This window comes from Mariniflexile ostreae, from assembly GCF_042427585.1.
Classification (GTDB): Bacteria; Bacteroidota; Bacteroidia; order Flavobacteriales; family Flavobacteriaceae; genus Pseudalgibacter; species Pseudalgibacter ostreae.
This window is the reverse complement of sequence record NZ_JBHMFC010000017.1, coordinates 1-11,958: the sequence shown is the minus strand read 5'-3', so window position 1 is coordinate 11,958 and position 11,958 is coordinate 1. Positions and strand designations below refer to the sequence as shown.

Sequence of the window (11,958 nt, the reverse complement as noted above, 5' to 3'; positions counted from 1 at the left end):
TTATTTTTTAAAAGTCCGTGCTTTCCAATTGTAGTTTGAAGTCGTCGATTTTAAAACCACGTATAGACTAAAAAAAGGGTAAAATAAAAAAGCAACGATAAAGCTTTTCAACACATCTCTTTGATTAAAAAATGATGCTGCATTAAAAATCAAAAGACAATCAGCAATACATTTTATTATTAAAACATACAATAAAACCTCTACCTGTTTCGCATTAAAAATGCTGAACACTATTAAAACAGCCACAAGTGTATTAGCCAATAACACCAAGCCACCTGTTAGCTTTCCAAATCCGTTTTGAAACGCTGTGGCTTTAGCTGCCCAACGTATGCGCTGCGATAATAAAAGCGCCCAAGTTCCCTGTGGTTTTGTTTTTACGATAGCATCTTTACACTTTAAATAATGTACGCGGTTTGGGTATTTATTATAGACCTTTTCCAAGAAAAAAACATCATCTCCACTCGCTATAGCATTATTGCCTTCAAAACCATCCAATTCATAAAACAAATCCCGTTCATAAGCAAAATTAGCACCATTGCACAAGAAAGGCTTGCCCAAACCAAAGCCACCAATAGTTGCTGCCTGTAAACTCAATATATCCAATAATTGGAATCGATTTAAAAAATTATTGGCACTAGTATATTTAATAGGTGCAGCAACACATTTCGCTTTTGTTTTTTGAACAAATTGATTAAAACTATCCAACCAACAAGCTGCCAAAACACAATCGGCATCTGTAGTAATAACCCATTCATTTTTAGCACGTTTGATGGCTGTGGAAATAGCATCTTTTTTGGGAGAACTAGAATGCCGTTCATTCAAAATTACAGTTATATTAATATCCTCTTTCAGTATAAATTCCTGTATTATTCTTGTAGATTTATCATCTGAATCATCATCTACAAAAATAATTTCAAAAAAAGCTTTTGGATATTTTAAGGCTTTCACAGACTTTAGCAGCTCTGGTAAATTTTCCGCTTCATTTCTAAAAGGGATTATAATAGAGAATTTTATTTTAGCAGAACGGTCTGCTATTTCAAAAATAGGCACTTTTTTAATCCCATAAATTAAACCACCTATTAAGATGAGATATGCCAGTATGATAAACAAAGCAATTAAAATCATATCGAAGGGGTGTTTTTAGAAAAGCTAAAACGCATTACATAATAACTTCCAAAAAAACTCGGCAATACAAAATTGAGTAACCACATTATAGTAACACTAGCTAAAACAGCAAATGCGCTTATGTTTAAAAAACTAAATAAATAAACGGCCACACTACCTTTTATAAGAACATCAAAAAGGAAGATAGAGGGCCATACAGATGCTAAGAAATACATAAACGTAATAACCACCATAGCATTTAAATATGTTATCTCTATTCCGAAAACGGATAAAACATAATAGAACTGAAAAGAAAAAATAACATAACGACATAACGACAATAAAAAACCAAACCCAATTATTTGTAAAGAGACCTGTTTGATAAGCCTTTGAATTTTTAAAATCTGGATTTTAAAAACACCACATAGATATCTTTTAACAAAGTAGCTTAACCCCATAAAAACAAGCCCCCCTAAAAAAAGAACTTTAATAACGCCATGAAAATCAGCCTCTAAAGGATAGCGCTGTAAAAAAAAGATGCCCCCAGAAACCCCCAGAATAGTGGTTACCAACATTTGCAAGATATTAGAGACCAAGGTAATCAACACGACCAATTTTCTATCAGACTTTACAAAGTAAAGGGCTTTTGCCCCATATTCCCCTATTCTATTTGGTGTAAATAATGAAACAGTTAAGGATCCTAGTGTTTGTTCAAGAGCTTGTTTAAAAGTAATTTCTTTAATTAAACCTACAAGCGTTTGCCATTTTAAAACTTCAAAGAACCAATTGAGAAGGCTTAAAAAGACCAAAAAAACTATATTTTTTAAGTAGAAAACATCACTTTTCAATAAAAAACTCGTAAAATCTTTAAAATCTAATTCTGGGTTATGTGTTAACTTATAATATATAAAATAAAAGGCAGCAACAACACTACTTAATTTAAGGAGTACAAAAAAGAATTGTTTAGTTTTGTGTGTTGTTTGGCGTGTCATATTTTCCACTTACAAATTAAACCAATATTACGGTATCTACCAGCAACTTAATTATTAATCTTGTTTTGGACAGTTTAGAACGACTTTAGTTAATGAAAAAAGAAAGAATAATTTTAGGAATTGATCCAGGCACGACTATTATGGGGTTCGGTCTTATAAAAACAGTAGGTAAAACCATGCATTTTTTACAACTTAATGAGCTAGACTTAAAAAAGTATGATGACCACTACCTAAAATTAAAACTCATTTTTGAGCGCACTATAGAACTTATTGACACCCATCACCCCGATGAGATTGCCATTGAAGCCCCATTTTATGGGAAAAACGTACAGAGTATGCTTAAACTAGGCCGTGCACAAGGTGTTGCAATGGCTGCAGGCTTAAGTAGGGAAATTCCGATTACAGAATATTTACCAAAAAAAATAAAAATGGCTATAACAGGAAGTGGAAATGCCAGTAAAGAACAAGTGGCCAAAATGCTTCAAAGCTTGTTAGGCTTAAAAACTTTACCCAAAAACTTAGACGCTACCGATGGATTAGCCGCAGCTGTTTGTCATTTCTATAACTCTGGTAAAATAACGGTTGGGAAAAACTATTCGGGCTGGGATGCCTTTGTAAAGCAAAACAGCTCTCCGACTCCCAAAGGCACAAGGAAAAATAATCCTATTGTGGACCTTCGAAAAAAATAATACAACTCTAAAAACAATCCTTTGAAAAATACAGATATAAAAAGCCATTACACACACACACATGCTGGAAAGCTTGGCGCTGCTATTTATATCCACATCCCGTTTTGTAAGCAAGCCTGTCATTATTGTGATTTTCATTTTTCAACTTCATTAAAGAAAAAGGATGCCCTTATTGACGCTCTAGTTCTTGAACTAGAACTCCGAAAGGAAGAACTAAAAAACCAGATTGTTAAAACCATTTATTTTGGCGGCGGTACGCCTTCCTTATTAACGATTCCTGAATTACGCTTAATAACAGATACCATTTACAGCCATTATAACGTTACAGAAACCCCTGAAGTAACCTTAGAGGCCAATCCAGACGACTTATCTAAAAGCTTAATAATCGAGCTTTCTAAAAGTCCGATAAACCGGTTATCTATTGGTATTCAATCTTTTTTCGAAGCCGATTTAAAACTCATGAACCGGGCCCACAATGCTGAAGAAGCAAAAGCAAGTTTAGCATTGGCCACCCAATACTTTAATAATATTTCTATAGATCTAATTTATGGCATACCAGGTTTAAGTCATGCCAATTGGATGAAAAACATAGAAACGGCTTTAAGTTTTAATATTCCTCATATTTCAAGTTATGCTTTAACGGTAGAAGCAAAAACAGCTCTAGATATTCTAATAAAAAAGGGACGCATAAAAAATGTAGATGATGATGTCGCGCAAGAGCAATTCCACATCCTAATTGAAAAACTTGAAGCTTCAGGTTTTATTCATTACGAATTATCCAACTTTGGAAAACCTGGATATTTTAGCAAAAACAATTCGGCATACTGGCAAGGAAAACCCTATTTAGGCATAGGCCCTTCGGCACACTCTTTTAATGGAAATGAACGCGCTTGGAATGTGCGTAACAACTCAAGATACATCAACTCCTTACAAAAAAATGAGTTGCCATTAGATATTGAAATCCTTTCTAAAACCGACAAATACAATGAATATATTATGACGGGGCTACGCACTATATGGGGCGTTTCCATAGAAAAAATAGAACATGATTTTGGAGCAGACTATAAAAAGTATCTTTTAGATCAGGCCCAGAAGCATATAGACAGGGCGCTACTATGTAGAGAAGCAGACACCTTATTTGTTACTAAAAAAGGTAAGTTTTTAAGCGATGGCATCGCATCTGACTTGTTTAAAATAAATCCGTAATATTTATAATTACCCAAATTCTATTTAATACCAGCATATCGCATCTTATTACTGTTACAAATGGATTAAAATGTTTTTAAAACCATAAAAAATTCAGTAATTTTAAAAACGTTTAAGCGCTAATATCGAACGTGCTGTTATGAATTTAGAACAAATCCGAAAATATTGTTTAAATAAAAAAGGAATTACAGAAAACTTCCCTTTTGACGAAGACCTTTTAGTCTTTAAGGTTTTGGGTAAAGTATTCGCTTTAACGTCTTTAAAAGGATGGGAAACTGGAATGCCCTCCATAAACTTGAAGTGCGACCCTAATTATGCGGAAGAACTTCGTGCCACATACTCCAGCATCCAACCTGGTTATCAAATGAATAAAAAACATTGGAACACCATCTCTATTCATGAAGGCGAAGTACAACCCAAACTCTTATTTCGGCTCATAGACCACTCCTATGACATGGTTATTAAAGCCATGCCTAAAAAACTAAGAGACCGCTTAATATAAATTACCTAATTTCCTATGCACAGCTACGTGAGCACGGTTGTGTTTTGTCTTTTCAAATGGCATCTGAGACATGCTGCTTCTTTAGTTAGCATAAGCTACAAAATAAAGCGCTATGTAAGGAATACCTATTACCAAAAATACCCATTATTATGTAATTGAGTTAACCTTTCACGGTTTTGAGCTGTACTATTTATTCAAAGTCATCTAATTTGCTTAAATATTATAGGCTATAATTACGGCATGTATCCTACAGTTTAAAAAAACACCAATGGTTAAACGTATAATTCATTCTTGAATCCTAACACCTTTTTATAAAATGAAAGTGCAAAGACAACCTTTAAAATTTACACCAGACAATAAGCGAGTTGTTACTCGATTTTTCAATAACGGGAACAAAAGAACCACACAATTAGTATATCGTATTCTTGAGTTTTCGGAAGAAAAAGTAGCGTTAGAACTCCAAAGTGTATTTAAAGAGTTTAAGGGTAGACATCGTAATTTAAAAAAAATATTTAAAAGACACTGCGGCCATTTTGAAGGCTTGATTAAAGATATGGGCATCGATTACGATGCTTTGAGCGAAAACCAGAAAATGCTTATTGGATCTTATAGCACTATGGAGTACTCTCTTGAAGCTGCAGCATTATTCAACCCTTCCATGATTGAAGATTTAGATCAATCGTTTTTAAAAGAAGGTGAAAAACGAGTTATTATTTCTTTTAGGGCGACTGGAGAAGGCCATTTATCTTCTATTGTTTTTAGAAAGGGGATTTTAGATAAGGACAACAACTTGCAGGTTTTAAAAGTCAAAAACCATATCGATTTACCTGAAATTGGTAACAAAGTGTCTTATGATAAAAGCCGTTTTGTTAAAAAAATGGAAGAAATTAAAATTTCTAAAAAGTATATTGATGAAATCATGAATCCTCTCCCAGAGAAATTCGATTATTTTGTTTTAAAAGATTCGGTGAACAAGTTGTTGAAAGATACTGAAATTGGAGAACGAAAAAAAATGGCTTTACAGGAAATGACTTGGTTGGTCGACTCTTATTACGATTTGAAGTTTAGTGACCAAAGTGATATTACAGAACGGGTTATATTCCCTAATTCACCTGCAGAAAGCAGAGGTATAGAAGATGCAAGATTTGTTCGGTTCCAAGACGAAGACGGTGCAGAAACGATTTATGCTACTTATACGGCATATAACGGCCACACTATAATCCCTAAACTGTTAAGCACGCATGATTTTATAAATTTCAGAATTATGCCCATTCACGGTAAAGCGGCCCAAAATAAAAATTTCGCTTTATTCCCAAGAAAAATTAAAGGAAAATACGCTATGCTTGCAAGAGTCGATGGGCTTAATAATTATATCATGTATTCAGACAGGATAACGCTCTGGAATAACCCCATAAAGATTCAAGAACCTAAATTTGCCTGGGATTTAACGCAGCTAGGAAATTGCGGCTCTCCTATTTATACTGACGAAGGGTGGCTTGTTATAACGCATGGCGTTGGCCCAATGCGCCGTTATAGCATTGGCGCCTCATTATTAGACCTAGAAGACCCTACAATTGTTCTTGGCCGCTTAAAATCTCCCTTACTATCTCCAAGCAAAGAAGAGCGGGAAGGCTATGTGCCCAACGTGGTATATTCCTGTGGAGGCATGATCCATAATAACCATCTCATTTTACCATACGCTGTTTCAGATTACTCGTCTTCTTACGCTACGGTTAATCTATCAGAACTATTAAAAGAGTTAAAATCATCAAACGACCAATTTTAATTCGGGTGTTTCAAATGAAAGCCTTGCGAGCAGATAACTAATAGTAGACTCTGCTCCTTGGTTTAGATTAATGTTTTTTGCTTCTAAGCCATCAAAGCAACCCGTTGTACAAGGATTATAGATAATTTGTTTTAAATGGTTATTACCCATAAACCAACTAAAAGCCAATTCCATTTTTTTATCATAATTCTCTAAAGGGAACAATTCATGAAAATTCTTAAGAGCTAAAATGGTATAAGCCACATCTATAGGTTGCTGCCCGCCAAGGGGTAAATCTTTTATTAAGTCGCCTTTTACAAACCAGTTTTCATTAGAAATAACTTGAAACGTATTATTCACAAACATATGGCTAAGCAAAAAGTTAAAAGATGTAAAAGCAATCGTTTTAAACTCGTTTATTTTTGTCATTCGGTACATATCCAACATAGCTTCCGACAAAACGCTGTTACCATAGGTTAAATATGGCTCAAACCATTTCCAATTCGTTTCAGATTCATGTAAATACATGTTTTTCAATTTAGCCCCTAATTGCAAGACCACATTATAATACGCAGATTTTGGCGTTACCAATTTAGACGCTTTTAAACCTTTAATAATAAAAGCAATAGCACGCGGAGAATTTATATTTTCGATATTAGGTAAAAAATTATCTATGCATACTTTTGCATTTTCAAATATATAATGATGTTTTTTAGGAGCAATATTCTGTATGCTCAACATGTTTCCAAACGACCAAATGGCACGACCATTAGAGTCTTCCAGATTAACCTCAGAATTTTGATCTGTAAAATTAATATGCTTATCCACATAATTTAGAAAAGTACCATCAGAACGTTGACAATTAACCAAAAAGTTCTGATACCGTTTTAAAAGCTTAAAAAGGGCTTTATCTCTAGTCAATTTATAAGTTTCACACACTGCAATCGATGCTCTAGCATTATCGTCAAGCGTGTAACCTGAAGAAATATCAGGCTGGTTCAATTTTGAAAATTGAATAATCCCTACAGACGTTGTCATTTTACGTATATGATCTAATTTTATTTCAGGTTTATCATAACTTAATTCTAGTTTCGAATCCAATTGCTTAAAAAGATCAGCATGAGCCAAAGCAGAGTTTTCCCAGCAGGTAGACGAAGATGCATGTAGCCCATTTAACCCCAAATTTTTTCTATAGAGTTTATCATTAAGCATGATTTTTAGTTTTTCCGATAACATTTTACTGTCTCCAAAATCAAAAAATAAACCTTTGTTTTCAGACAAAAACTCTTTGGCATGCGGTATAGGTGTAGAAATAACAGGGCATCCGCAACTCATAGCATACGAAAAGGTTCCACTTACAGCTTGTTTCGGATCATTGGAGGTGAAAAGATAAATATCTGTAAGTTGCAGATACTCCAACAATGTTCCAAGAGGCAAAAACTCATTCACAAATCTTACGTGAGATTCTATATTTAAATCTTTAACCAATTTTAATAATGAATCTCTATAAGATTCCCCTTCATGCTTCACAATATTTGGATGGGTTTTACCTAAAACCAAAAATATAACATCGGGAAATTCTTTTATTATTTCAGGTAGCGCGTTAAGGGTCGTCTCGATACTTTTTCCACGTCCCAAAAGCCCAAAAGTGGAGAGAACAGTTTTGTTTTGAAGTTGGTATTTTGTCTTTAATTTAGCTTTACTGATATGCTTTATTAAATGTGTTCCATGATGGATGATGTGTATTTTAGAGTTATCTACACCATAATCTCTAATTAATATTTCTTTTGATGATGCCGTCATTACCACAATAGACTCTACTCCATTTGAAATCCTCTCAACATGTTCCAGGAACATATTATCTGGCTGGGGTATAACGGTATGAAAACCTAGAATTAGTGGTTTTCTTAACGCTTTAACAAAATCCTCAAAGGCGTTCTTACTCGTGTTAAACAATCCAAATTCATGCTGAATCATAACCACTTTAATCCTATGATCTTCATTTATTTTGGAGGCAAGGGCAATATAGTCTGATGGCATATCCGTATTCAAGCTCCACGCTTGACTTTCGGGGTCCGACAAGGGATTCTTCGTATCGTGAAGCACACATACCTCTATAGTTAACGAATCTCCAAAAGATGCATTTAAACTTTTAATTAAATCTTGAGAATACGTAGCAATCCCACATTCGCGAGGTGGAAATGACGTTATCATTAAAATAGAGGGCATATTTACAGGAGTTAACGTACTCGTGTTGCTTAAAAAAGGTCTGGATGCTAACATAATTCCACAATGTTTTAGTTTAAATAAAGTAATAACCTTAGAAGAATAAAATTAGCTATAACATCGAGTTGTTAAGCGCTTTATTGAATTTAATAAGAACGTTATAAATTTAAAAGTATGTGAAGATGTTTAAATAATATTTGATCCATTTATCCAATTTTTTTTTCCAGAGAGATTCATTTACTTCTCTGGTAAAAGCTGGAAATTTGATTAAAATAGAATAAAGGTATGGCACAGTTTATAAGGGACACTTATTAAAAAGTTTCTGTTTTTTAAGAATAGGAACACGCCATATCCAAATAGAAATTAGCAAAAAAAAACAACAGTTTCACAACTGCTGCTTTTATTAAAAACGCTATAATCTAAATCCTGCACCATAGAAGCGAACGCCCCCCATGGCATCGTTTCTTTCAATATTATTAAAGCGGTATTTTACGCAGCAAAATTAGACTTAAAATGATCGTACAAATCTTTACAGCCTAAACCTATTATAGATAGTTTTCTTTTTTTTGAAACAGACTGTTGGTGTAAATTTGCAAGTGCAGCTACTCCATAACCATCCATGCTTTCAATATCTTCGATATTAATGGTTAACGTGCTGAAGTAATCAAATATGTTTTCAAATTCAGATGAAAACACCCCTAGACTTTCTTTATTAAAAACGCCTTTTAACTTAAAATAATTGTTACAACTTGTAATTCTAAGACTCATAATAAATTAGATTTTAATCGTTAAACAATAAATTCGAGCTATTAACCTTAGTGATTATGAAGTAAATATAGAACACATTTAAAAAAACAGTCTTTTTTTTCGACCAATAGATTTTAACTTCAGACAAACAAATATTAGATGCTAAATTCTTCGGTGAATGACCTATTAAGTCTGCCGTTTTATTCTTCCAGAGCAGCTCCGAAAATTAAAAAGCACCTAATTGATAAAAATCTCTGATATTCTGAGGAGGCTTCCAAAGGACACTAAATCCTTTCCGTTGTCCTTTTATTGTTTACGACTCTAGAAAGACCTAGAGGGTTTTCATTTTTAAGTTCTTCTGGCAATAACTGGTTTGGCCATTCTTGATAACTAAATGGACGTACCCAGCGTTTAATGGAGTTAATCCCTACTGCCGTAAAACGACTGTCTGACGATGCAGGATATGGGCCACCATGCACCATAGAGGGACACACTTCAACACCTGTAGGAACACCATTAAAAATAAGTCTTCCCACTCTGTTCTGCAAAGCAGCGACAATAGATGGGTACTCAGATAATTCATCATCGGTATCAGAAATGATAGTTCCCGTGAGCTGGCCTTCTAAATTCAGAATAATGGCTTCCAACTCTTTAATGTTTTCACATTGCACTATAATAGAATAGGGACCGAAAACTTCTTGATGTAAGGTGGGGTTTCTTAAAAACGTTTTACCGCAAACAGTAGTTAAGGTCTGTCGTGCAAAATTAGTTGGAACCACCCCTTCATACTTGGCCGCCACCTGTAGCTCTGCTTGTGCCATAGCTTTGGTTTTCTTTTTTTCGTAAGCTTCAAAAATATGGGGATGTAGCATACATGATGGCTCAATTTCTAGGATAACATCTGATAGTTTTTGAATGAAATCGGACAGATGCTTACCTTTAACACCTAATAATAGCCCAGGATTAGTACAAAACTGTCCAGAAGCTGTAGTAATAGATGTTGCATACATTTTCGCAATAGCTTCAGTTTTATTTTTTAATGCTGAAGGAAGTAATACAACAGGATTAACACTACCCATTTCTGCAAAAACAGGAATAGGCTCTTCTCGTTTTGCCGCCATATCATATAAAGCACGACCGCCTTTAATACTCCCTGTAAAACCAACTGCTTTTACGGCCGCATGCTTTACCAATTGTTCTCCAACACTTATACCACTGCTATTTAAATTTGAAAACACACCGTTTGGCATTCCTGTTTTTTTAACAGCTGCAACAATTGCAGAAGCCACTAACTCCCCTGTGCCACTGTGCATGGGGTGTGATTTAACAATAACAGGACAACCCGCAGCAAAGGCTGCTGCAGAATCGCCACCAGCTGTAGAATATGCTAAGGGGAAATTACTCGCTCCAAATACGACAACAGGGCCCAAAGGGATTAACATTTTACGCAAATCTGGTTTGGGTATTGGCTTTCGCTCGGGCATTGCGGTATCAATAGACGCTTCTATCCAGGAGCCTTCTTTCACTAAACCTGCAAAGCTTCGCAATAGCCCAATGGTTCGAGTGCGTTCACTTATGCAACGATGCTCATCCAAACCGGATTCTGCGCAATATGTTTGAATGAGCTTATCTCCTAATGCTAAAATTTCATCGGCAATCGTATTTAAAAAATCAGCTTTTTTTAACCCCGAAACAGTTCTAAAGGTTTTAAATGCCTCAGCGGCCAACAAAACGGCTTCATCAATTTCTTCTGAAGTCGCCTCTGTAAAAACCACTTGGTTTTCAATATTCAAAAGCGGATTAAAAGTTTTGTACGTTGTATATCCTTTTGCCGATAATCGATTGCCAATATAATTTTTTCCTGTTACCATATCGTGTTGTTTTTTTTAAAAGGATACGCTTTCCACTCTTGCTTGAATCGTTTTTTAAGTCTACTTAAATTTTCTTAACGTAATCTGTAATAATCACAATTTGCTGAGAATCTACCCTGCCTTCAATAAACTTATCGTTTTCATGGTCCAATCGAATATTCCGCACGGCTGTACCCTGTTTCGCAACCATGCTAGACCCTTTCACTTTAAGATCCTTAATAAGCACCACAGCATCTCCGGGCTGTAATATAACGCCATTAACATCTCTGTGGATAATCTTATTAGCTTCCTCTTCATGTTCTCCTGTAGCCCGTGCTAAAGCGAGTGCTTCGTCGTCTAAATACATCATGTCTAATAAATCTTTAGGCCACCCTTCGTTACGAAGCCTTTGCAACATGCGCCAAGCCATGATCTGCACCGCTACATTTTCATTCCACATGCTGTCATTTAAACATCTCCAGTGGTTGGTATCTAATTCTGCATCACCGTTTATTTGGTCCAAACAGGTTTTACAAACCAACACATCGTTTCCAACATTTTCATTTAAGGACGGTGGAATGGTATATTGTGTTAAACCGTTGGTAGAAGCACATAATTCACATGTATTATTGCTTCTGTCTTGAAGAGTTTGTAGTACGCTCATATTCTGTTTTTTGTTTTAACAAAATTACAGTTAAATAAAAGTCTGTACAAGTTTTAGAAAAGATGTGTGAAATTAAGTTCGAAAAACGTTAAGCGTGATGTCTATTTTTTGGGTCAACACAAAAAGTTGTGGAGTAACTAAAAAAGAAAGAACTTTGAATCAAAAATATTTATGCTCCCAGATTCATTACTATCCATAGCCAATTTATTGCTT

10 protein-coding genes are annotated in these 11,958 nt (G+C 34.8%); 4 read left to right on the top strand and 6 right to left on the bottom strand.

The window, feature by feature from the left end; all coding sequences use genetic code 11:
- Together ACFFU9_RS05935 and ACFFU9_RS05930 are read right to left on the bottom strand one after the other, a co-directional pair.
- Positions 1-1,125 carry a glycosyltransferase family 2 protein gene (locus ACFFU9_RS05935; protein WP_379860478.1) on the bottom strand — a complete coding sequence of 375 codons (1,125 nt, stop codon included), beginning with the start codon at positions 1,123-1,125 and terminating at the stop codon, positions 1-3.
- A complete protein-coding gene (locus ACFFU9_RS05930) occupies positions 1,122-2,096 on the bottom strand; it encodes a lysylphosphatidylglycerol synthase domain-containing protein (RefSeq protein WP_379860477.1) in 975 nt (324 codons plus the stop codon). Before ACFFU9_RS05930 ends, ACFFU9_RS05935 begins: the two co-directional genes overlap by 4 nt.
- 92 nt (positions 2,097-2,188) lie before the next feature.
- Here ACFFU9_RS05930 and ruvC point away from each other — a divergent pair, with 92 nt between their 5' ends.
- The 4 genes from ruvC (at position 2,189) to ACFFU9_RS05910 (ending at position 6,279) form a co-directional block, all read left to right on the top strand.
- The gene (gene ruvC, locus ACFFU9_RS05925; protein ID WP_379860476.1) at positions 2,189-2,785 is read left to right on the top strand and encodes a crossover junction endodeoxyribonuclease RuvC; all 597 of its coding nucleotides are present in this window, start codon (positions 2,189-2,191) and stop codon (positions 2,783-2,785) included.
- A 21-nt stretch (positions 2,786-2,806) separates the two neighbouring features.
- Positions 2,807-3,991, top strand: a complete 1,185-nt coding sequence (hemW, locus tag ACFFU9_RS05920; RefSeq protein ID WP_379860475.1) for a radical SAM family heme chaperone HemW — start codon at positions 2,807-2,809, stop codon at positions 3,989-3,991.
- A 139-nt stretch (positions 3,992-4,130) separates the two neighbouring features.
- Positions 4,131-4,493: an MmcQ/YjbR family DNA-binding protein gene (locus ACFFU9_RS05915; protein WP_379860474.1), complete on the top strand. Its 363-nt coding sequence runs from the start codon at positions 4,131-4,133 to the stop codon at positions 4,491-4,493.
- A gap of 316 nt (positions 4,494-4,809) precedes the next feature.
- Positions 4,810-6,279 (top strand): glycoside hydrolase family 130 protein, encoded by a 1,470-nt coding sequence (locus ACFFU9_RS05910; RefSeq protein WP_379860473.1) that lies wholly within the window; start codon positions 4,810-4,812, stop codon positions 6,277-6,279.
- Here the strand turns inward: ACFFU9_RS05910 and ACFFU9_RS05905 are convergent.
- The 4 genes from ACFFU9_RS05905 to ACFFU9_RS05890 all read right to left on the bottom strand — a co-directional run bounded on the left by ACFFU9_RS05905 (position 6,262) and on the right by ACFFU9_RS05890 (position 11,745).
- The gene (locus ACFFU9_RS05905) at positions 6,262-8,541 is read right to left on the bottom strand and encodes a glycosyltransferase (protein ID WP_379860472.1); all 2,280 of its coding nucleotides are present in this window, start codon (positions 8,539-8,541) and stop codon (positions 6,262-6,264) included. The two genes, ACFFU9_RS05910 and ACFFU9_RS05905, sit on opposite strands and share 18 nt — an antisense overlap.
- Before the next feature lie 432 nt (positions 8,542-8,973).
- Complete coding sequence (locus ACFFU9_RS05900; RefSeq protein WP_379860471.1) at positions 8,974-9,252, bottom strand: hypothetical protein; 279 nt, start codon at positions 9,250-9,252, stop codon at positions 8,974-8,976.
- A gap of 263 nt (positions 9,253-9,515) precedes the next feature.
- A complete protein-coding gene (locus tag ACFFU9_RS05895; protein WP_379860470.1) occupies positions 9,516-11,102 on the bottom strand; it encodes an aldehyde dehydrogenase (NADP(+)) in 1,587 nt (528 codons plus the stop codon).
- A gap of 64 nt (positions 11,103-11,166) precedes the next feature.
- Positions 11,167-11,745 carry a PhnA domain-containing protein gene (locus ACFFU9_RS05890; protein ID WP_379860469.1) on the bottom strand — a complete coding sequence of 193 codons (579 nt, stop codon included), beginning with the start codon at positions 11,743-11,745 and terminating at the stop codon, positions 11,167-11,169.
- Between the last annotated feature and the right edge of the window lie 213 nt (positions 11,746-11,958).